This is a genomic window from Bdellovibrio sp., from assembly GCF_047637665.1.
Taxonomy (GTDB): domain Bacteria; phylum Bdellovibrionota; class Bdellovibrionia; order Bdellovibrionales; family Bdellovibrionaceae; genus Bdellovibrio.
The window spans coordinates 231,405-252,638 of the sequence record NZ_JBLJBT010000026.1; the positions used below are offsets into that span (position 1 = coordinate 231,405).

The 21,234-nt window shown below is 48.3% G+C and carries 16 protein-coding genes; 8 read left to right on the top strand and 8 right to left on the bottom strand.

Features of this window, described 5'->3' with window-relative positions:
* Window positions 1–86: 86 nt before the first annotated feature.
* The 5 genes from ACM64D_RS09195 to ACM64D_RS09215 form a co-directional block, all read right to left on the bottom strand.
* Entirely contained in the window at window positions 87–3,035 is a 2,949-nt protein-coding gene (locus ACM64D_RS09195; RefSeq protein WP_415062911.1) for a tandem-95 repeat protein, read from the bottom strand.
* Window positions 3,036–3,154: 119 nt separating this feature from the next.
* The gene (locus ACM64D_RS09200) at window positions 3,155–3,751 is read right to left on the bottom strand and encodes a hypothetical protein (protein ID WP_415062912.1); all 597 of its coding nucleotides are present in this window, start codon (window positions 3,749–3,751) and stop codon (window positions 3,155–3,157) included.
* Window positions 3,752–3,880: 129 nt separating this feature from the next.
* Window positions 3,881–4,207: a HesB/IscA family protein gene (locus ACM64D_RS09205; RefSeq protein ID WP_415062913.1), complete on the bottom strand. Its 327-nt coding sequence runs from the start codon at window positions 4,205–4,207 to the stop codon at window positions 3,881–3,883.
* Between the two features lie 119 nt (window positions 4,208–4,326).
* Window positions 4,327–5,514, bottom strand: a complete 1,188-nt coding sequence (locus tag ACM64D_RS09210; RefSeq protein ID WP_415062914.1) for a cysteine desulfurase family protein — start codon at window positions 5,512–5,514, stop codon at window positions 4,327–4,329.
* A gap of 59 nt (window positions 5,515–5,573) precedes the next feature.
* Window positions 5,574–7,013 (bottom strand): hypothetical protein, encoded by a 1,440-nt coding sequence (locus ACM64D_RS09215; protein WP_415062915.1) that lies wholly within the window; start codon window positions 7,011–7,013, stop codon window positions 5,574–5,576.
* A gap of 177 nt (window positions 7,014–7,190) precedes the next feature.
* Between ACM64D_RS09215 and ACM64D_RS09220 the strand changes: the two genes are divergently transcribed.
* Window positions 7,191–9,482 carry a vitamin B12-dependent ribonucleotide reductase gene (locus ACM64D_RS09220; RefSeq protein WP_415062916.1) on the top strand — a complete coding sequence of 764 codons (2,292 nt, stop codon included), beginning with the start codon at window positions 7,191–7,193 and terminating at the stop codon, window positions 9,480–9,482.
* 94 nt (window positions 9,483–9,576) lie between these two features.
* Window positions 9,577–10,773: a S1 RNA-binding domain-containing protein gene (locus tag ACM64D_RS09225; RefSeq protein WP_415062917.1), complete on the top strand. Its 1,197-nt coding sequence runs from the start codon at window positions 9,577–9,579 to the stop codon at window positions 10,771–10,773.
* Between the two features lie 82 nt (window positions 10,774–10,855).
* Here ACM64D_RS09225 and ACM64D_RS09230 read toward each other — a convergent pair whose 3' ends face one another.
* Window positions 10,856–11,956 carry a competence/damage-inducible protein A gene (locus ACM64D_RS09230; RefSeq protein ID WP_415062918.1) on the bottom strand — a complete coding sequence of 367 codons (1,101 nt, stop codon included), beginning with the start codon at window positions 11,954–11,956 and terminating at the stop codon, window positions 10,856–10,858.
* Between the two features lie 193 nt (window positions 11,957–12,149).
* On the opposite strand from ACM64D_RS09230, the gene ACM64D_RS09235 reads away from it, so the two are divergent.
* The 4 genes from ACM64D_RS09235 to ACM64D_RS09250 all read left to right on the top strand — a co-directional run bounded on the left by ACM64D_RS09235 (window position 12,150) and on the right by ACM64D_RS09250 (window position 15,458).
* Window positions 12,150–13,358: an acyl-CoA dehydrogenase family protein gene (locus tag ACM64D_RS09235; protein ID WP_415062919.1), complete on the top strand. Its 1,209-nt coding sequence runs from the start codon at window positions 12,150–12,152 to the stop codon at window positions 13,356–13,358.
* Between the two features lie 23 nt (window positions 13,359–13,381).
* Window positions 13,382–14,098, top strand: coding sequence for a TrmH family RNA methyltransferase (locus ACM64D_RS09240; protein ID WP_415062920.1), 717 nt, complete (start codon window positions 13,382–13,384; stop codon window positions 14,096–14,098).
* A 77-nt stretch (window positions 14,099–14,175) separates the two neighbouring features.
* Entirely contained in the window at window positions 14,176–15,063 is an 888-nt protein-coding gene (locus ACM64D_RS09245) for a fused DSP-PTPase phosphatase/NAD kinase-like protein (protein ID WP_415062921.1), read from the top strand.
* Window positions 15,060–15,458 (top strand): hypothetical protein, encoded by a 399-nt coding sequence (locus ACM64D_RS09250; protein WP_415062922.1) that lies wholly within the window; start codon window positions 15,060–15,062, stop codon window positions 15,456–15,458. Before ACM64D_RS09245 ends, ACM64D_RS09250 begins: the two co-directional genes overlap by 4 nt.
* Here the strand turns inward: ACM64D_RS09250 and ACM64D_RS09255 are convergent.
* Entirely contained in the window at window positions 15,436–16,800 is a 1,365-nt protein-coding gene (locus ACM64D_RS09255; RefSeq protein ID WP_415062923.1) for an MFS transporter, read from the bottom strand. The two genes, ACM64D_RS09250 and ACM64D_RS09255, sit on opposite strands and share 23 nt — an antisense overlap.
* Before the next feature lie 388 nt (window positions 16,801–17,188).
* Here ACM64D_RS09255 and ACM64D_RS09260 point away from each other — a divergent pair, with 388 nt between their 5' ends.
* Both ACM64D_RS09260 and ACM64D_RS09265 read left to right on the top strand, forming a co-directional pair.
* Window positions 17,189–17,638 (top strand): cache domain-containing protein, encoded by a 450-nt coding sequence (locus ACM64D_RS09260; protein WP_415062924.1) that lies wholly within the window; start codon window positions 17,189–17,191, stop codon window positions 17,636–17,638.
* Between the two features lie 43 nt (window positions 17,639–17,681).
* Window positions 17,682–19,574, top strand: a complete 1,893-nt coding sequence (locus ACM64D_RS09265) for a methyl-accepting chemotaxis protein (protein ID WP_415062925.1) — start codon at window positions 17,682–17,684, stop codon at window positions 19,572–19,574.
* Here the strand turns inward: ACM64D_RS09265 and ACM64D_RS09270 are convergent.
* Window positions 19,571–21,136 (bottom strand): pseudouridine synthase, encoded by a 1,566-nt coding sequence (locus tag ACM64D_RS09270; RefSeq protein ID WP_415062926.1) that lies wholly within the window; start codon window positions 21,134–21,136, stop codon window positions 19,571–19,573. The two genes, ACM64D_RS09265 and ACM64D_RS09270, sit on opposite strands and share 4 nt — an antisense overlap.
* Between the last annotated feature and the right edge of the window lie 98 nt (window positions 21,137–21,234).

Here is a 21,234-nt window from a genome sequence, read left to right on the forward strand (position 1 = left end):
TTTATATATCGGAATCGGAGGGCTCTCTCTTGAGTTCGCACTTTGAAATGAAAACACACTTCATATTAGACATGAGTATTTTCATATTATTGCACCGGACCCTTCACCTGAGTCGCATTGTTTCCGCCGATCCAATTCACAGTATTGCCATTGAGTTGAACGGCCTTTCCGGCAGCTCCTCCGGCGTTTCCATAGTATTGAAGCCCTCCATAAAGATAACTATTTCCAGCGGTCCCACCGGCAGATCCCCACTCACCCCCAGCACCACCGGCTCCGGAATAGCAAACACCTCCAGCCCATTGATTTGGATAGACGCCACTGCTGGCACCGCCGCCACCGCCACCGGGTCCCGAAAAGGAGCCCGCGCCCCCAGAGCTTCCATTAGGATAGTTCGCCCCCGAGTAGCAGCCGCCTAAAATTCCTGCGGCTCCCGCAGCATAACCGCGACCTCCGCCACCACTTCCACCACAGGCAAGAATATTGGTAGTTCCACACTGAGTGCCACCGGCACCTCCACCGCCGCCGCCGAAAATGTAGCCATTGGTGTTGTCGATATAGATGGGCACAGAGGTGGAAATCGCAGCCCCGCCATCTTGTCCGACTTCGCTCGCGTAATAGGAGCCTCCAGCATTGCCGCCTTTTCCTCCAGCTCCATAGATGTAGCCGTTATTCACAATCCGCACGACCGAACCTGCGGGTAAATTACCACTGCTCAGGGCGGGAACGCTGGCAGTTGAGCCATAAACAATCACTCCGGAAGAAATCGTGACAATAAAATTGTTCGCGACCGATGGAGAGCCCGCTGCCGTATAGATATTATAGTTCGCAAGACTTGAAGTGATATTTAAAATCACCGCTTCGTGGACGTAGACCGTGAAAGTTTGAACGGCACTGGTGTCAGTACCACCTCCACTGTCCTGCACTTGCAAAGTGACTGTGACGGTGGTGCTGACCCCGGCCGTCGAGGTGATGCTGATCGGAGCGGTCGTGCCAGTAAAAGCCCCGCAGGTCACACTCAGTCGGGAGGGATTGCTGCTAGAGCATTGTGCCCAGGATAATGTCTGAGAAGCTTCGTTGGCAGGCCCCGTGCTGGCTGTGGCCGACAAGTTTGAGATCGTCTGAATATGATAAAGATTTTGAGTCGAAGGAAGGGCTGTTAAAGAAGGCGCATCATTGACGGCGTTCACGACAACGGGGAATTCACTGGTGGCTGTGTTGTTTACAGAGTTGCCATCATCAAATTCTATTTTGACAAAACAAGTTCCAAAATAATTGGCGGCGGGATCAAAGCTGACCTGACCAGTACTTGAGTTCAAAGACAATGTTCCATAGTCAACGCAGCGAGGGGCCGTGGTTGTTGCATGCGCAAAGGCGTAGAGGCCTTGCCCTTCTTCGCTGGCCTGGACTTCACTATCAGAAGCAATGGTTTGAACTCCTCCATCTTCTTGAATGGAGGGAGTCACCGTAATACCTAAAGTGGGTTGAACATTGACGACAGTGAAGGAGCGAGCATCCACATTCGAATAAAGGGCGCCATCAAAAACTTTAAATGCCAGAGTGCACGAGCCGACGTTCGAGTCCCCGGGGGTGCCTTGCAGAGAACTCGCGCCTGCAACCCAAACCCAAGAACAGGTGTTGGTAGAATCCAAGAGCAGGGTCAGAGAATCGCCATCGACATCGGATGTGAGCACACTGCAGAAGAAGGCTTCATCTTGATTGATGGAGTTTCCACACAGGGCACTGACAATAGTGGGAGCATCATTGACGTTATTGACTGTTACAGAAATCTCTTGGGACTTACTTTCACCAAAACCATCATCCATTTGAATATTCAATTTGCAGACACCAAAAAAGTTCGTGGACGGATTCATGCGAACTTCTCCCGTCGTCGAATCAATGCTGACCGTGCCAGAAGTGGCGCAATCGTTTGTCGACGCAGTCAAAAGAGAGTAAGTTCCACCCAGTCCCTCGGCATCTGAAACCACGTTGGTCGCCGCAACGACGACCTGTTCGCCGGCATCTTCGGTGAGATTCTGAATGTTTGAAATACTTAAGGTGGGAATCATATTGGTCGCGGTCACGGGGTAAGACCAGGCCGTATTCAGTCCCGTCTGGTCATAGACTTGAATTGCCAAAGTGCAACTTCCGACTTGGTTGTTCAGGGGAGTTCCGCTCACTTCCCCGGTGTTGATATTCACACTGGCCCAGGTGCACGAGTTGTCGGGCGCTAGAGAATAAGAAAGTGTGTCTGTAGGATCAAAATCAATAGCGGTGATCTTGCAATAATAGGCACTGCCTTCAGGTGCCAACAGAGGACAACTCAGTGTTGAGATGATGGGCGTGTCGGGAACCGCAGCGACGGCCAGATTGAGAGTGACCGGAGCAGAATAATTTCCCAATTGATCTCGCGTTCGATAGGTCAGGTGGTCGACTCCATAGAAGTGAGCTTCGGGAGCATAATGACAGTCGCGTGTGTCATCACCGGATGTACACCCGGTGAGAACGCCATGTTCAGGAGGAGCGACAATTTCATAAAAGACCCCGTGAAGATCAGTCGCTGGGTTGATTTGAAAACTTTGGCCCTGATCCTCCAAGGTGTTGATCAGTTGCGCTCCTCCCGTAACGGGGGCGGTGTTATCAACGATGATAGGCTTTAGAGGGAATATTTTGTCACCATCACCGGTCGTTGCCCGCAAGCGCGCCAAATAAACGCCGTCAACACCTGTTGGAAAAGACCAATTGTAGGTACTTGCAGAAGAGACTTTATCATCCACTGTGAGCCATGTTTCGCCGTCATCGACGGAGACCTCCAGGGCAATGCTATACAATGGCAGATGGGTTCCCGAGGTGATCGACCATTTAATGGCGGCCAGATCATGCCCTTTTGCTAAGGACGGAACTTCAGTTTCATCAATGAGCATATCAAAGACGGCGGCTTTTTTGATGTCGAGATCTAATGAGCATCCGAGGGCGAACGGCAATAGGGCCGTGGCCAAGGAGAGTCTAAAAAAGAACGTACCGGGTTTAGACTTCATATAAGACTATTCGGTGCAGATCGGAATTCTCTTAAATGACTATTGCGCAATGAATATGAACTCGAGGCATATTCGAGCTCAAGGGATGAGTTTGAATCGAATTGATATAGAGTGGTCGCCTAGGCTTTACGGACGAGCATTCTAAAAGACTTCAGGCAAAGCAGTAAAGTGAGCAGTTGTACGATCACCAAAATCCAATGCAGTTTGTAGATTTGATCCCAGGATCTATCGGCTTCCACATTTGGGCCCAGCAGTCTTAAAGATTCATAAAACAACCAACTCAGAGCCAATCCCAAAAGATTCCCGATTTGTTTGGCGGAATCAATTGCTGTTAAAGCCCTGTTCTTTTTAAAAAGAGTCGATTCAAAGCGCATGAGATAAGTGCCGAAGACAAATATCAAATTTAAAAGAGAATAGTACGCTAACGCGAGGAACTCACTTTTAGGAATCAGCAGAATAAGAAAGACGGCAAGAAGAACAATGACTTCTGTGGCGATCGTAGTCCAATAATAGGCGCGAAGTCTCATCAAAGAACTGTAGTACTTCGACACCAGAAGAATTCCAAAAGAGAGGATCAATCCTCCGATGGAAAAGACGGAGGGTTGGAGAATCCCGTAGATAACAAAGACCGCGCCCGTAGAAAGCCCTGTGAAAACAGAGTTGATGAATTTGTATTGAATGTAGGGTTTCAGACGAACACGGATCTTTTTTTTCATTAAAAGACACTTCCTGCGATTTTTCAGTCAGAGGCAATACTACATGGATCGCCATCTTCCTTCAATGGTTGTCGAGGATGTTGAGATGATTTCAGTATGATATGAGTGGGTTTTTTTAAAGAATTTGATCTAGACGTTAAAGCTGGAACCGCAACCACAATGTTTTGAAGCATTGGGATTGTTGAACACAAACCCTTTACCGTTAAGTCCGCCAGAGTATTCTAACGTCATACCCAAAATGTAAAGCATGCTTTGTGGATCGACGGCGACTTTTTGTCCGTGAGATTCAAAAAACTTATCCCCGTCACGAGGAGCTGTTTCAAAATTCATCTTATAAGAAAGCCCCGAGCAGCCGCCTTTCTTCACTTCCACGCGCAGAAAAGCACCTTCGCCTTTTCCTTCTTCTTTTTTTAAGGCGGCAATCTTTTGTGCCGCTTCCGGTGAAATTTGAATCATAGAGACCCCGATGTTCAAAGATGATTGTCAAAAAAGTATAACACGCTTCGGGTTCCTTGGGGAGAATGAAATCTACCCCAGGGGTTGATAGTGTAAGATATTAAAAAGACAGGGGTTTTTTACCATGCCCCTTTGAGAATTTCGACGGCCTGCGTGAGGTCCTCTTGGGTTGTCCAGCGTCCCAAGCTTAAGCGCAAAGAGCATTGCGCCTCTTCGCTCGTCAAGCCGATCCCGGTCAGAACATGGCTGATGACCATGGCTCCGGTGCCGCAAGCAGATCCGGTGCTGACGCCCATTTTTTGAAGGCGAGGGATCAGCATTTCGGTCTTGTGACCAGGTAAGGTGATGTTGAGATTGTTCGGCGCTCTTTCGGTGGGGTGTCCATTCAGGCGAATTCCCGGGATGGCGGCTTGCAAGTGGCTCCACAAGAAATTACGAAGCTCTGTCATTCTTTGATTTTCAAGAGGCAGATTTTTTTGACAGATCTCGGCGGCGACTCCGAAGCCGGCGATGGCCGGGACATTCAGCGTGCCAGAACGTAAACCACGCTCTTGGCCACCGCCATAAATCAAGGGATTGATTTGCACTTTGGGATCTTTGGAGCGCATGTAAAGAGCGCCAGTTCCTTTGGGGCCATAGATCTTGTGAGCCGAAAAAGACATCAGATCAATGCCCATCTCAGTCACGTCGACTGGAATTTTGCCCACGGCTTGCGTGGCATCGGTGTGCAAATAAATTTTTGCTTCTTTGGCCAGACGAGCAATTTCTGCAATGGGATTGATCGTGCCAATTTCATTGTTCACCCAAATAAAACTCATCAGCTTGGTGTGCGGCTTGAGGGCCTTGCGAACCGTCTCGATTTCTACTTGGCCATAGCGATTCACGGGAAGGAAATCGACCTCAACCCCCATTTTTTGAACGGCGCCCATGGCTTTCATAATAGAGCTATGTTCTACACAACTGGTGATGAAGTGAATTGGCTCATAAGGATTTTCTTCGCGAATTTTTGAGATCAATCCAAAAAGAACCCAGTTGTTGGATTCCGTGGCTCCTCCGGTAAAAGTGATCTCCGAGGATTTTGCGCCAATTGCGCTGGCGACCTGAGCGCGGGCTTTGGTGACGGCAGACTCTGCCACCCAACCCCAACGATGACCGGCACTGGCAGGGTTTCCAAAATGTTCTTTGAAGTAGGGCTCCATGGCCTGAAAGACTTGAGGGTCCACAGGGGTTGTGGCGTTGTAATCAAGATAGATGGCTTTGTCTTGTTGTTGGCTTGTTCCCATAGGGCGTTCGGAGCTCGTTTCCATAGGCCCTGAGCTAATCCCGACACAGCCTGCGCGTCAACTCCGAAACGTGACCCGTGGGGTTAAGCCGGTTCCTTGGCGCGTTCTTTGGCTTCGAATTCTTCCACTTTGTCATTGAGGAAGTTTTGCGCTCGGTATTTGTCTAGGTCTTTGAGATCCTCTTTGAGAATGTGAAGCTTGGCGACCCCTTGGTTTAAAAGGCGCTCTTTCTGAGTGCCGTAAAAAACTCCACCACGAGGAGTGTAAAGAACGTACTTATTGTTTCGAGGCAAATGAATATAAACGTTAAACTCCACCGAAACATTTTCGGCCAGTTCTTCAATTTTGATCGAGGCCATTTCTTCGGCGTGGGATTCCCCGTAAGAAGCTTTTATGTCAGTCCGCGGGAAGAAAGCCATCGCCACTTCGTTGCCTTCGTGAATGGATTTTTTTAAAAACTCAGCATAGTCCAAGGCCCAATCTTCAAAGGGGACCTCTTTGATTTTGAGATCCATGGAGTCGCCCTCTTTGACTTCTTCGCCGTTTTCGCGAAGAAAGCGATAAAGGCGCTCGCGAATCTTTTGCATAAAGGCACTGTCCAAAGTTTTGTTATTTCCCATGGCGGTGATGAGGTAGCCAGAAAATCTCGAGGACTCAATCACGATACAAGCGATGTTAGAAGATTGTTCAATCGCCTGAGCAGGTGCTGTTTCAGAACCGAGGGAACAGGATTTTTCCAAAGCCTCTTTGGTTCCGCGAAGAATAATAGAATCTTTTTTGGCGAGGGAAGTGTCTTCGTCCGGTTGCTCGGGGCCGGGGCGTTCTTTGTTTTTTCTTTCTGCTTTTGTCACCGGTTGCCATCCCGGGGAGTCCTGCTTTTCCGAGCGCTGGTAGTGAGAAGATAAGGGACGAGAGTCCTCTTGATCTAGAAGCGGATTTAACGACGTTCCGGCGCCGAGGCCCTGTCTCGCCATGCCGGGGTCTTGGGTTTTATCGGCCGTAACAACGCCGAAGCCGGAAGAGTCTTCGCCCAGCATGTGCGCAATTATACTTTGCGCATTTTGTAAACCTCCCTTGATAGAAATGGTGCCCTCTTCAGAGGAGGAAAGGGAGCCGCGTTCGCGATGAGGATCGAGGCCGCGCGTTTGTTGATCCTTGTAGTATTTGTTGACGGTTCTTTCGACGGCGGGCCCGGTGACTGGAGGATAAAGAAGATATTCTGTCGCGCAGGTGCTGAGCAAGTTGTAAGAGGCGGCCGAGGAGTTTTCCGAGAAGGCGATCACACAAACGGGAAAGGCCTGCGCCAGAATTTTTGGAAGATTGCGAATTTTTCGATTGGGGTGGTCTATGGCGACCATGACAAATTGGGGATGTTCTTGAACTAAATAAATCAAAGCCTCTTTGAGATTAGTGGTGGCTTTGACTTTCCAGTCTCGGTTTCGCAGGAAACCTTCCACGGCGCCAAGTCCTCCGGTAGAGGCTTTGATTATCAACAGGGACTTATTCATCGTCGCTTGCTGCATATTCACCCTTGTCTAAAAGGTTTTGGTATCTAGATCCCCCTCTTAACGGTTGTTTGTTGAAGTCAAACAAGAAACCTTTACTGAACTTAATTTAGATTACTGAGGCTTAACCCCACTGGACCTAAGACAAGCAGCGCCTGGCTTGGCGGATCCCATGCAAACATTTACAATGTTTGCATGAAAAAATATTCTTTGCACAGTCCGTCCTATTTTGTGGCACCTGGGAAAAATCCCGAAGCGATATTTCAGTGGAAGAAGGTCGATTGCGAGATTCGCAATCGCGAAGGGCATATCTTTTTTGAAATGAAAAATGTGGAGGCACCGGCGGCGTGGTCGCAACTGGCGATTGATATTGCTGCGAGCAAGTACTTCCGCAAGGTCGGTGTCCCTCAGAGCAAACACGAGAAGTCAGTGCGACAACTCATTGCTCGCGTGGTGAAGGCCATCACCGCGTCCTCCTTGCGACAAGGTGGGTATTTCGCAAATAAAAAAGCGGCCGACATCTTTGCCAAAGAGCTTCAATATATTTTACTTTCTCAGCGCGGAGCCTTTAACAGTCCGGTGTGGTTTAATGCAGGACTGTGGGAATCCTATAAGATCAATTCCCCCAGTGAACACTTTGCCTGGAATGAAACCAAGAGGAGCATTCAAGCCACGCACAACGCCTATGAACGCCCTCAATGTTCGGCGTGTTTTATTCAAAGCGTGGATGATTCGATCGAAGGAATTTTTGACCTCGCCAAAACAGAAGCGAAACTTTTTAAATATGGTTCAGGCACGGGAAGTAATTTTTCAAAAATTCGCAGCCGTTATGAATTGACCAGCGCCGGAGGCACCAGTTCAGGACTGATTTCCTTTTTGGAAGTTTTGGATAAAGGGGCGGGGGCTATCAAGTCCGGAGGAACCACTCGGCGCGCGGCGAAGATGGTGGTCGTCGATATCGACCATCCCGAGGTTTTGGACTTTATCGATTGGAAAATGCGCGAGGAAAGAAAAGCTCATCTGCTGATTGCGGCGGGCTTAAGCCCTGAGTTTGAAGGTGAAGCTTATAAAACCGTGTCAGGGCAAAACGCCAACAACTCGGTCCGTTTAAGTGATGCTTTTATGAAGGCGGTGGAAAAAGAAGCTCCGTGGAAACTCAAAGCGCGTCTAACCGGAAAAGTTCTGCGCGAGCTTCCGGCGCGAGAAGTCTGGAAGAAGATCACTCACGCTGCGTGGGTTTGTGCGGATCCGGGAGTGCAATTCCACGACACCATTAACAAGTGGCATACATGCGCGAAAACGGATGAAATTCACTCTAGCAATCCTTGTTCTGAATACATGTTTTTGGATGACTCCGCTTGCAATTTGTCCTCGATCAATCTGGTCAAGTTTTTGACGGAAGACGGCAGTTTCGATTTTGAATCCTTCATTCACACGGCTCGAACCTTGTTTGTGGCGCAAGAAATATTGGTCGACTATTCAAGCTATCCCACTCAGAAAATTGCGCAGAATTCCCATGACTATCGCCCGTTGGGACTGGGGTTTGCGAATCTGGGAAGTCTTTTGATGCAAAAAGGGATTGCCTATGACAGTGACGAGGGGCGTGCTTGGGCGGGCGCTTTGACGGCCTTATTGACTGGTGTGGCCTATTTGACCAGTGCGGAAGTCGCACGCGCGAAAGGCTCGTTTGTCGGCTATAAGAAAAATCGTTCTTCCATGTTGAAGGTCATGAAGATGCACGAACAAGCCCTTAAAAAAATCAGTTGGTCGTATCTTCCCGAGGGGCTCGATAAAGCGGTGAAGAATCTTTGGAAGGGTGTTCTTTATAATGGAGCCAAACATGGTTTCCGTAATGCCCAGGCCACGGTGATCGCGCCGACGGGAACGATCGGTTTGTTGATGGATTGTGATACGACGGGCATTGAACCCGATTTTTCATTGATCAAGTTTAAGAAGCTGGCCGGTGGCGGGGAGGTTCAGATTGTCAATCAATCGGTGGCTCCGGCTTTGCGGGCACTCGAATACTCCCAAGAGGAGATCACGGCGATTTTGAAATACGTCGAAGATCATAATACCGTGGAGGGATGTCCCGAATTTCACGAGGAAGACCTGGCGGTTTTTGATTGTGCCACAGGGGGATCGGGGCAGCGTGTGCTGTCGCCGGAAAGCCATGTGAAAATGATGGCGGCGGTGCAGCCTTTTATAAGCGGGGCCATTTCTAAGACGGTGAACTTACCTAATTCAGCCACGGAAGAGGATATTGGGCGGATCTACCATATGGCTTGGAAGCTCGGCCTCAAGGCTGTCGCTGTGTATCGAGATGGCAGTAAGCAGAGTCAGCCTCTGAATATGCATAAAGCTCAGAAGGAGGAGGAAAGTCCTGCTTCCAATTTCACCATGAAATGTCCTGAGTGTGGCAGCGACACGGTGCTTACTAGTGGCTGCTATCGCTGTCCTAATTGCGGGACCACGGTCGGCTGTTCGTAAATCATCTTTCCTTGGCGCTTTGAACAGGGTATTCTCTTTCGACTCGAAGCCTCTGGGTGTGAGTTTGCTGGTTTTTCATTAAGGAAAAGAATTTATGTCTAAGAAAGATATTTTTGGTGATGATGTTCAGGAGTCCAAGGACTTCGCAAGTTTTGAAGAAATGTTTGCTCAGTCTGAAAAGAGCATGGATCGTCGTTTGAGTGTTGGCGATCAACTGCAAGGGGAGATTCTTTCGATTGGGAAAGAAGAGGCGTTTATTGCGACCGGCACCCCTGTGGACGGAATGATTTTCACTCGTGATCTTTTGGATGAAAACAAACAAGTGAAATACAAAGTCGGCGACATCATTGATTGTGTGGTGACGGCGATCAAAGGGGGCGAGATTCGCCTTGCAAAAAAAGGATCTTTGGCGGCGACGACAGATTCTTTGGAAGATGCCTTTGATATGGAGCTTCCGGTAGAAGGCCGTGTGACTGAGACCTGCAATGGTGGTTTCCGCGTTAGCGTTCAAGGCAAGACCGCCTTTTGCCCCATCAGTCAGATTGATTTGAAGTTTGCTCAAGATGCGACGGAATATGTTGGACGAAAATTTGAGTTCTTGATCACGCAGTTTGACAGCAAAGGCCGTAACATCGTGGTGTCTCGTCGTCGTTTGTTGGAACTGCAACGGGCAGAAAATGAAGGCACGTTCATGTTGAAACATCAACCGGGAGCGGTGCTTGAAGGTAAAGTGATGCGCCTAGAGCGTTTTGGTGCTTTCGTTGAACTTGAACCAGGAATTGAAGGTTTGATCCACGTTTCTGAGTTGGCGTGGTCGCGCGTGAATGATCCTCATGAGATCGTCTCTTTAGGTCAGAACGTGACCGTGAAACTTTTGAAAACCGAAGAAATCGACGGCAAGCTGAAGATTTCATTGTCATTGAAACAGGCCGATGGCGAAGGCAATCCTTGGCTGTCAGTCCCTCAAAAGTTCCCGGTGGGAACGGTCGTAAAAGGGAAAGTGGAAAAGAAGGAGACCTACGGTCTTTTCGTCAACATTGCTCCTGGAGTGACAGGTCTTTTGCCAAAATCCAAATGGCGGGATTCTGTCGAAGCGGCTCAATATGAAAACAAAAAACGTGGTGATGAAGTGACTGTGCAAGTGGATCAAATTCTTTTTGAAGAAAAGAAGATCTCTTTGGGGCTTCCGCACGAAGCTGAAGACACAAGTTGGAAGTCACACACGACTTCCGCCAGCGGTTTTGGTTCTCTTGGGGACGCCTTTAAGAACCTCAACCTCAAACCGAAATAAGTAAGTCCTTACTTTTGGTTGAGAAATGCTGTCGAGATCCTCAAAGATCACGCTCATTTCTCAACCATCACTCTGTCTGAACCTAGAGATTTTTAAGCCAGAAAATCAAGGCCATCTCGGCAAAGTATTGATGACGGCGTTCGCGCATGTTCAAGGTCGTGTAGGGAGTCGTCACCAAGTCCTTCAACTTGCGTCCTTTGTATTCAAGACTGACTTCGCAGGAGTGTTCGTCCTTAGGCAAAATGTGCAAGTGCACTTCGGCGGGACTTTTCACAAGCCGTGATTTTGAAAAGCTCCAGGTTTGATCGGTCATAAATCCGCGCAACACCGGCATGAGGCGATTCATCAGGAATTGCCCGGTGACTTCGTCAATCACACAAAGAGAACTGATACTTTTTAAGCGTTCGGCGAAAAGTTCTGCGGCATCGGTTCCGTCGCGGGAGATGGTGCAAAAAGCCAAAGCCTCCGTCAGCTTCTCAATAGCTGGAGCCATCTCCTTTTCTTGAGACCTAAAATAGGAAAGTTTGACCTCCACATAAGGAAGATGCACGCGATAACCTTTTTCAACTGTGACGTCTTTCAGGGTGTCCTCGACAATGACGGCCACGTCGGATTCACCAACACCTAAAGTGTCCCACATGCGCGTGATGTAAGGGTCCAGGTGTGTCGTGTTCTTTTTCAGCCATTCCACAATATATCCTTCCCAGACAGCTTCGATTTCGCGAGGAGGGCCTGGCAAGACAAAAACTTTCTTCCCGTGCGCTTCGAGATAAAACGCGTTGGCTGTCCCTTGAGAGTTAAACAAAATGGTCGCCCCCTCGGGAAAATAACATTGTTGCCGTTGAATGTCCTTCACCACATAACCGCGCGAGAGCAGGCGAGTGGTGACGTGTTGCCAGGAGGTTTCATCGAACTTCAAAGGGACGCCGACCCACTCAGTGACCACCTCGCGAGTGAAGTCATCGGACGTGGGGCCGAGCCCTCCGGTGATAAAGATCAGGTCACTTTTCCCGGCGCAAAATTCCACTCCTTCGCGCATCAAACGTCGTTCATCGGGGACAACCAAATGAGTGACCGTCGAGAGCCCGAGGGCCTTTAATTTTTTCGAAATCCAAGAGGCGTTTTTATTGACGATTTGCCCGTCAGTGAGTTCCGTGCCGATGCCTAAAACTGAGGCTTTCATTGTGAGAGATCTCCATGTCGTAGACCTCAAGTTAAGCGAGGTCTGGATCTGCGTCCAGGGTCTTCCCTCTTGGGGGTGTTAATTGACATGTACGCGACGCATTATCGTGGCCAAACCCTTGCCCCCGGAGCACTCTCTAAATAGATTCACGCGTTGAGCAATTACCCGGTTTGAACCCCAAGGAGTCTCTTTTATGTCATTCAACTGGAAAGAGTTTGATCTCTATAATCCAACCCCTGAACACGCCATGCTGCGCGAAACAGTGAAGTCTTTTACAGAAGCTGAAATCGAACCCCAGGCTCATGAATATGATCGCAGTGAAAAATTCAACTTGGCCCTTTTCAAGAAAGTGGGAGAGTTGGGTTTATTAGGAATTACCGTTCCGGAAGAATTCGGGGGAGCGGGAATGGATGCGACGGCGGCAGCCATTGTGCACGAAGAGATGTCGGCCTCAGATCCTGGTTTTTGTTTGGCATACTTGGCCCACTCCATGCTTTGTGTGAACAACATCGCGGTGAATGGAAGTGATGAACAACGTCACCGTGTTTTACCAAAACTTTGTTCTGGTGAGTGGGTGGGGGCTATGGCGATGTCAGAGCCGGCCGTCGGTACGGATGTTTTGGGCATGCAAACTCGCGCGGATAAAAAAGGCAATGAATACGTTCTTAATGGTCGCAAAATGTGGATCACCAACGGAACGGTTGATGAAAACAACACGCCTTGTGATCTCGTTTTAGTTTACGCAAAGACCGGAGAAAAACAGGGTCGCGCGATGGTCTCTACTTTCATCGTTGAAAAGGACCACAAAGGTTTTGAGGTTGGACAAAAGATCAAAGACAAGCTGGGCATGCGTGGCTCTAATACGGCAGAGCTGGTGTTCCAAGATTGTCATGTTCCTGCAGCCAATCTTGTCGGTCACGAAGGTGACTCGATGTTGCACATGATGAGAAATCTTGAGATCGAACGTTTGACTTTGGCGGCACAAAGTTTGGGAATTGCTCGTCGTTCAATTGAGATCATGAATCGCTATGCGACTGAGAGAGAAGCCTTTGGAAAATCACTGAATCACTTCGGTCAAATCCAGCGTTATATCGCTGACAGCTATGCGGAATACAAAGCGGCACGGGCTTATGTTTACGAAACCGCTCGTCGCATGGATTTGAACAAAGAAGGAAACCGTTTGGATTCTGATGGCGTGAAGCTGGTGGCGACGACTATGGGTAAAAATATCGCCGACCGTGCGATCCAAGTTTTGGGTGGTTATGGTTATGTGGGCGAGTACGTTGTTGAAAGACTGTGGAGAGACGCCAAACTTCTTGAAATCGGCGGCGGAACTTTAGAAGCCCACCAGAAGAACATCACTCGTGATTTGGCTAAAAATCCTGAGTCATTGTATAAGTAGTCCTGTTCTGAATTGAGGTAACGATGTTTCCCTATGGGCCCGAGCTTGAGATCAACGCCAGTTTAAAAGTTCATTACCAGCTTGTTCTTGAGAAGATTGGGCCTTTGCTGACAGATGAGCGTCGCCAAAAAATCGAGCGGGTCGTGTCCTTGCGCAATTTTGACACCGCCGTGGTGTTAGAGGGGATCTATGACCGCGGAAATATTTCTGCGGTCATGCGCAGTGCCGAGGGTTTGGGTTTTGGAAATTTCCAAGTCATCGAGACCCAAGAAAAATTCAAAGAAGCCAACCGAGTCACCCAAGGCGCTGATAAGTGGGTGGAAGTCAAAAAGTGGAAAAAGACCTCTGAATGTGTGAAGGCCTTGAAGGATCAAGGTTACAAAATCTGTGTCACTCATTTGGATGAAAAATCCAAGCCTTTGCACGAAATTGATTTTTCTGGAAAGACGGCTTTAGTTTTGGGGAATGAAAAGGATGGAGTCAGTCGTGAGATGATTGATGCCGCCGATGAGCGCATCATCATTCCGATGACGGGCTTTGTACAGAGTTTCAACATCTCCGTCGCCGGAGCCCTCAGTCTTTATCATATTTCTCAGGATCGTTTGAAGCGCCGAGGAACGAATGCCTCTTTGAGCGAAGAAGAGCAGGGGATCTTGCGGGCTTATTACTATATGCGAACGCAGGACTCTGCGGCTCAATATCTGGAAGAGATGTTCGCGCGCGGGACCTTAAAAACCTAAAATGCACATTTAAAGATTGAAGAGTTGTCGCCAGGTCAAAATTCCTCTAGGCTTTTTACAACAAGAGGAGGCGACCTATGCGAACACTCTTAATTCTTTTGGTGATGGTTCTAGGGGCTTGCGCGGAAAAAAGCATTTCGGATCAAAAGACCTCTGGCTCTGCCGAAAATTCATCTGCGAAGTTGGCCTTTTTTATGACGAGACCTCAGCCGACAGGGCCGGCGGAACTGATCTTTGATAAGGATCACGCGGGTGTTAAGCCGGAAAATTATCGTAAAAGCATGGATTTGAAAATGTCAGGCAGTGCAAGCTTCGGCCCCAAGGCACTCCGCGAGATCGCCAAACCTCTTAAGAAAAATAAATCTACTCTTTACGTATTCGACCTTAGGCAAGAATCGCACGGCTTGATCAACGACGTGCCGGTCACGTGGTATGCGGATCGGGATTGGGCCAACGCCGATTTGAATCACGACGAGGCTGTACGTCGGGAACGCCGACTTTTAGGAGATCTTCGCGTCGGCGATAAGATCGCAGGGCAGGAAATCAAGAGTATTGAAACTGAAGAAAGTATGGTTCGCAGCAACGGTCATCAATACGTTCGTTTGACGGTGACGGACCATGTTCGCCCGGTGGATTCCGAAGTGGATCGTTTTATTCAGGCCGTCCGTGATCTTCCGGAGAATTCATGGATTCACTTCCACTGCCGCGCGGGGAAGGGTCGAACCACCACCTTTATGGTGTTGTATGATATGTTGTTGAATGCAAAGTACGTTGGTTTTGATGAGATCATTGATCGCAATACCAAACTGAGTAACGACTATGATGTGATCGCGGTTGGCGATTCGAAAGAATGGAAGTATCCTTATCAAAAGGAACGGGCCGAGTTCGTTCGTGAGTTTTACAATTACGCCAAAGAAAACCCGCGAGGGGAAAAAATGCTTTGGTCTGAGTGGGTGGCAAGATGAAAAAGAACATCCTTGTAGTTATGTCCCTTCTGCTTTTTGCGGGATGCGCACAGAAATCTGTTTCAGAAAAGAAAGTCGAGTTCTCAGAGAAATCAAAGAAAGAAGAAAAGCCGTTGGTTGAGCCCACGCCAGTGCCGAGCATTGTGGTGAGTCCGAAGGACTTACAGAAGCATGATAAAATGACCAAGGCACTGGAAGCCTATATTTTAAAGGGCGATAAAACTTCGTTCGCAGCCTTGTGTAAGGATTCGCACTTTGATTGTTTTGTGGACAACAAGGCCTATCCCAAGAATAAGAAGAAGCAGACTCGCAAGGTCCCTCCTTATGCGAGCGGATCGAAAATGGGCTTACAAGGCGAAAATCGTATTCATGTCAGATATGACTTTTATCCTTAACGTTTTTTTCAGAGACAAACAGAACCCCAATCAAGGCCGAAATCAGGGCCACGGCAATCGGGTAAGCTATTCCGGCAAGATGGTTTCCCGTAGAGGTTGTGAGGACGGCCCCAATGATAGGCACCAAACCACCGAAAATGGCGTTGCCCACATGATAAGGCAAAGACAGGGCTGTATAACGAATTGAGGGTGGGAAAAGCTCGACGAGGAAAGCCGCTAAAGGTCCGTAGACCATCGTCACAAAGAAGATCTGAATAAAAACCAGAAGAATCATAAAAAAATAGAAGGGGCGATGGGTCGTGCTGGTCAATAGCTGTGGAGACAAGGTCGCATAGTGATCCATGGCCAGATAGATCGGATAGTAAGAAAAAGCGCCAAGAATCATTCCCGTGGCCATGATGTTGCAACGTCCGTACTTATCGGAAAGGGCTCCGAAGAGGACGAACAGAGGCGTCGCCAGAATGAGGGCCACCGCCATCACAAAGCTGGCGACAACAAAATCGACTTTCAAAATAGTTTGTAAATAGTAGAGAGCATAGAAGTGCCCGGTATACCATATGACGGCTTGCCCTGCGACGACGCCAAAAAGAGCAAGAAGGACCCGCTTTCTGTTGTCGGCGTTAAAAAGAACATCCCGTAAGGGAGAAGCGGAGGTTTTTCCGGCGGCCTTTATTTTTTCAAATACCGGCGATTCCAACATCTTTCTGCGCGCAAAATATCCAAAAGCCACTAAGACAACGGATAAGAGAAAGGGAACTCGCCATCCCCATGCCTTGAAGGAGTCCTCACCAAGGAGTAAACGTGTGACCAGCACAATTCCCAAAGACACCAAGAGGCCCATGGTGGCTGTTCCTTGAACAAAACTTGTGTAGAATCCTCTTTTGCCGTCGGGGCTGAACTCGGCGACGTAGACAACGGCTCCACCGTATTCTCCCCCCATCGCGAGGCCCTGAAGAAGTCGTAAAAGTGAAAGAGCTAAAGGCGCCAGCACGCCAACTTGTTGGTAGGTTGGAAGAAGCCCCATCAAGGTTGTGGACGCCCCCATGATAAGGAGCGAACTGGTGAAGGCGTATTTTCTTCCGGCGATATCGCCAAGGCGTCCAAAGATCATGGCGCCGATTGGACGACTGATAAATCCAGCAGCGAAAGTGGCAAAGGCCCCGAGAAGTGCGGTCACTTCATTTCCCGGAGGAAAAAAGTGGAGGGCAATGATCGTCGCTAAAGAACCGAAGATATAGAAATCATACCACTGAATGAGAGTGCCCGCGCAAGTCGCGGCGATTACGTCCCAAGTGTTGTTGGAAGCCATTGACTTGGGCACATCCTCCGGAGGGCCATTCATAGCAGATCCCCTTATTGAAAAACCGAGTTCTACTATAAAAACTCGCTGTTTATAAGAGCGGAATTCTACCATTGCATTTAAAAAATCTGAGACGAGGGATCAGTGATTTTAGTTTATGTTGTAGATCACACTCAAGCCGGCTCCCCTGCAAAAAAAATAAAAAATAAGGTCGCTCATAATTTGTAATGTGGAAGGTGAGAAGAGCCCCATGTCGGTTTTTGGCGAGCTCGTTGTACGGCCAATTGAATTTCATATTTGAAATATTGAACAGACTCACATTTCAGGTTCAGTCTCCACATTTTGAGACTATGGGCCCCCGGTTAACTTTCGGGAAAGATGTCCGATATGTCTCTCGCATATATTGGAACCAAACAATAAGGAGATTTTCGTGAGATTACTAAAAACCGCCCTTGTTCTTTTGCTTGTGAGTGCGACAACCGCCCATGCTGAAGAGGCTTGTACGAAAGAGCAAGCAAAAGAAGCCGTAGAAAAAGTTTGTAAAGAAATTGAAGCCAAGGGAGACGCTGCTTTGGAGATGGTTCAAGGCTTTCGCTTTTGCGGATCCAACTATGTTTGGGTTCAAGACACTGACTTAAACATGGTTCTTCATCCCATCAAACCCAAGCTGAATAAAACGTCTTTAAAAGAAAACAAGGACGACAACGGCAAGGCGCTTTTTGTCGAATTCGACAAGATGGCGAAAGCCAAAAAAGAGGGCGGTTGGGTCGATTACGTTTGGCCAAAGCCAGGCGCTGAGAAAGCCACGGATAAAATTTCTTTCGTAAAAAAATGTGGTGGAGCCAAAGGGTGGATCGCGGGTTCTGGGGTTTGGAAATAAACCCACAGATTTTCTGATATTGCTTGTCTAGGTGGAGGGCCCCGTGCGTATAGGATTTCGTGGAAAATTATTCGTTTTGATATTCTTTGCAATCGGGGTTTGCGCCGTGGCGCTCATCCTCATTAGTGCCATGAACACGCGAAGTGCATTGGCTCAGCAAATGGAGTCCCAACTTTTATCACAAGGGCAGGGCATTAAAGAAAATGTTGCGGCTCACGTCGAGAGACTTCGAAACTACGGAGCACAAGTTAATGACAGTCGTTTGATCGAGGGAATGTTTATAGCTTATGAGGGTGCGTTTTATGGAGCGGGACTTGTTCCCGGAAAAGATCAGCAAGGTTTCACAAGCTCCTTTGAAGCGTTGAATAAAGTGTTCTATGCGCGAACAGAACGAATGGCGCGGGATTTTTCGCTGGATGATATTATCCTGGTGTCTACAAATGCCCAGGTGATCTTTTCATTGGCGAAGTCTAAAGATGATTCCGTCTTTTTGGGAAAGAATCTTGTCAGTGGGGCGTTCAAGGATCTTCGCGTCGGCGAATGTTACCGCAAGGCTCGAGATGCTAAAAATAAAGAGATGGTTTTTTCCAGCATCGGCGTCAATCCCATTACCAAGAAACGGGTGGCTTTCTTATGCCAAACAAAGTTGGCAGAGTTTGATCATGCGGCGGATGGCGTAAAAAAGGGTGATGTCTTGGGAGTGGCAATTTCCAAAATAAATATGGAAATCATTTCTGAAATAGCTGCTTGGAAGTTTGGCGCAGGAGACACGGGAGTGTCTTATCTGATCGGGGGAGATCAGACTTTGCGCACGTCATATAAAAGCGGTAAAGAAGTTTTAGAAGCCGAAAAAAGTATTCTTGAAGATATTAAGTTGAAGAGTGCCGCTATTTCACAAGCGGTCTCTGGGCAAGAGGGGATTGTTCAGGATCAGAATCCGTTTGATCGCAAAACAATGGCGTTCTCATCCGCGGTGGACTTTCTCGGCGAAAAATGGACGTTGGTGGTCGAAAAGGACTCCAGCGAAATCTTTGCTCCCGTAGGGTCGATGATTTGGACTCTCATTGGTATTGGTGTTGTTGTCTGCCTGCTCATCGGAGTTGTCAGCTTCTTTGGATTAAATAACTGGATTGTGACACTAAGAAATATCAGCGAAAAAATGGAAGTGAGTTCAAAAATTATCGCCGATAGCAGTGGCCAGTTAAAGGGATCTTCAGACCGTATGTCGAAGGGAGCCTCCGAGGGGGCCGCCTCTTTGGAACAAACCGTGGCCTCGTTGGCCGAAGTGTCATCAATGGTCGACACGAACTCCAGCAACGCGCAGAAGGCATATCAGTTGTCTTTAGAAAATACGGAAGCGGCAATGAAAGGATCTCAGAAGATCTCTCAGTTGATTGATTCGATGAGAACGGTTGCCGAACGAGCCGAGCGCATCTCCGAGATCACCGTCGTTATCGAGGATATTGCTTTTCAAACCAATCTATTGGCCCTCAATGCTTCGGTTGAGGCCGCTCGTGCGGGTGAACAAGGAAAGGGTTTTGCGGTCGTTGCGGATGCGGTGCGAACTCTGGCCTTGAAGAGTTCGACATCGGCCAAAGAGATTTCCACTTTAATTCATGGAACGGTAGAGGTTGCCAATCGTGGCCGCGAAGAAGCCGACCAAAGTGGCGCGGTTCTGGCGTCGATCGTGAAATCCATTCAGCAGACGACCGAAATCAATCAATCTATAGCGGATGCTTCAAAAGAGCAGGCGGTCGGGACCCGAGAGATTTCCACTTCGATGAATAGTATTGATCAGGTGACGCAGCAGAACGCGGCCTTGGCGGCCAGTGTCCAAGAAAGCTCCAGCGAGCTTTCAAACCAGGCAGAGACCTTGCGGACGGTCTTTGATAACTTGAGTGAATTCCTCCAGGGGAATAAGAGTAAATCTGCCTAGTTCTTTCTTAGAATGATGGATTTCATCAAGGGCTCTTGATCGGGCAATTCGAAATCGAGTCCTTGAGCGGGGGCGGGTAATATCTTAAAGGAAAATTCCCGCTTGAGTTTATTCAGGCGTAAATGGATATCTCCCGTTGTCCACTTTTCGTAGTTGGTGCAGAAAAGCAGAAGGCCGTTGCGCTCAAGACAGTACAGGGCGTTGATCAACAGCTCATCAAAATTTTTACTAATGGAAAAGACACTGTTTTTGGATCGCCCAAAAGAAGGGGGATCGCAGACAATCAGACCAAATTTTCTTTTTCTGCGAATGGTGCCTTTTAAAAACAAGAGGCAATCTTGGGCCCAAAACTCGTAGTTTTCTTGCTCGGGGTTTAAACAATTGAGTTCGAAATTCCGTTTGCTCCATTCAATGAAATTGGGCGAAACATCCACGGTGCAGACCTCTTGTGCTCCAGCCAAAGCAGAGACCACACTAAACCCACTGGTATAAGAGAACAGATTCAAGACCCGTCGGTCTTGAGCGTGTTCGCGAACCCAGAGACGATTTTCTCGTTGGTCTAAGAACAGTCCGGGGGATAAACCCGAATCACTTCGCAGTTCATAGGTCACGCCGTTTTCTTGGGATTGCCACCGGGACGCGGTGTTGCCGATCTTCCAAAGAATTTCCGCGTTCGGGTCTTCACCACGATTGAGCATCTTGCGAATCAGGATCTTTTTATGATGTCTTTTGGCAAGCTTTTCAAAGCGAAGAAGATCTTGCACGGTGGGGTCGGACTCTTTGTACCAGTAGACCCACAGGTACTCACCGTATTGATCAATGCGATACGTGTCGAACTCCCGATGACAAAGGCGTAAAGATTCTTCTTTCAGTGCGGAAAGTTTATAAAGGCGCTCGCGGCGCTGGAGGGCTTCGGCTAAAATCATCTCTTCAGTTTGCGAGGGGTCTTCATTCTGTGCCCATTCCGGAAGGTCCGTTTCGAAGTGGATTCTTTGACCGTTCAGTGTAAAGGTCAGCGAGTGGGAATGAAGGCAAAGACGGAAGTACGGGCTCCCATTGTGTTCGCTATCCCCTAATACCGCCATTCCATTGGCTTCTGCATGCAAACGAATTTGATGAGGCTTGCCAGAGTGAGGAAGGGCCTCCCAAAGTTCATAGTCCCCCAAACTTTTAAGCCACTTGAAGGTGGTTTTCGAGTTGGGCTCAGCCTGAGGATTGCTGACGAAGGCGTTTCTTTCTTTGCTAATAAAGGATTCGTAAGTGAACTCTTTTTGCGAACATTTTTTGTCGGTGAGGAAAAGATATCGCTTTTCGACCTTGTGTTGTTCAAAGAGTTTGGTCAATTCGGCAGCAAGCTCCGAGGAGGTTGTGAAAACCAGGGCTCCAGACGTTGCTTTGTCGAGGCGATGGACGACATAAAGCTTACGATCTAATTCCTCTTCATAAATTTCGACGCAACCGCGTTGCCCATACTCGGGCGTATGCGTGTTGAGGCCTGCAATCTTGTCAACGAAAACGCAGCCCGCTATCTCGGTGTATCGAAGTTTAATTATCCGTGTCATCCGACTACTATAATCCGGTTTTCATTGAGGGTCACCGTTAGATTCGCTAGAAAGTATAGCTGGACCTTGCCGTTTCGGACAATCCTCACTCGTGAGAA

Excerpts from the sequence above, each read along its gene's own strand:
- ACM64D_RS09195 (WP_415062911.1), bottom strand. The coding sequence starts at position 3,035 with ATGAAGTCTAAACCCGGTACGTTCTTTTTTAGACTCTCCTTGGCCACG.
- ACM64D_RS09200 (WP_415062912.1), bottom strand. The coding sequence starts at position 3,751 with ATGAAAAAAAAGATCCGTGTTCGTCTGAAACCCTACATTCAATACAAA.
- ACM64D_RS09205 (WP_415062913.1), bottom strand. The coding sequence starts at position 4,207 with ATGATTCAAATTTCACCGGAAGCGGCACAAAAGATTGCCGCCTTAAAA.
- ACM64D_RS09210 (WP_415062914.1), bottom strand. The coding sequence starts at position 5,514 with ATGGAAACGAGCTCCGAACGCCCTATGGGAACAAGCCAACAACAAGAC.
- ACM64D_RS09215 (WP_415062915.1), bottom strand. The coding sequence starts at position 7,013 with ATGCAGCAAGCGACGATGAATAAGTCCCTGTTGATAATCAAAGCCTCT.
- ACM64D_RS09220 (WP_415062916.1), top strand. The coding sequence starts at position 7,191 with ATGAAAAAATATTCTTTGCACAGTCCGTCCTATTTTGTGGCACCTGGG.
- ACM64D_RS09225 (WP_415062917.1), top strand. The coding sequence starts at position 9,577 with ATGTCTAAGAAAGATATTTTTGGTGATGATGTTCAGGAGTCCAAGGAC.
- ACM64D_RS09230 (WP_415062918.1), bottom strand. The coding sequence starts at position 11,956 with ATGAAAGCCTCAGTTTTAGGCATCGGCACGGAACTCACTGACGGGCAA.
- ACM64D_RS09235 (WP_415062919.1), top strand. The coding sequence starts at position 12,150 with ATGTCATTCAACTGGAAAGAGTTTGATCTCTATAATCCAACCCCTGAA.
- ACM64D_RS09240 (WP_415062920.1), top strand. The coding sequence starts at position 13,382 with ATGTTTCCCTATGGGCCCGAGCTTGAGATCAACGCCAGTTTAAAAGTT.
- ACM64D_RS09245 (WP_415062921.1), top strand. The coding sequence starts at position 14,176 with ATGCGAACACTCTTAATTCTTTTGGTGATGGTTCTAGGGGCTTGCGCG.
- ACM64D_RS09250 (WP_415062922.1), top strand. The coding sequence starts at position 15,060 with ATGAAAAAGAACATCCTTGTAGTTATGTCCCTTCTGCTTTTTGCGGGA.
- ACM64D_RS09255 (WP_415062923.1), bottom strand. The coding sequence starts at position 16,800 with ATGAATGGCCCTCCGGAGGATGTGCCCAAGTCAATGGCTTCCAACAAC.
- ACM64D_RS09270 (WP_415062926.1), bottom strand. The coding sequence starts at position 21,136 with ATGACACGGATAATTAAACTTCGATACACCGAGATAGCGGGCTGCGTT.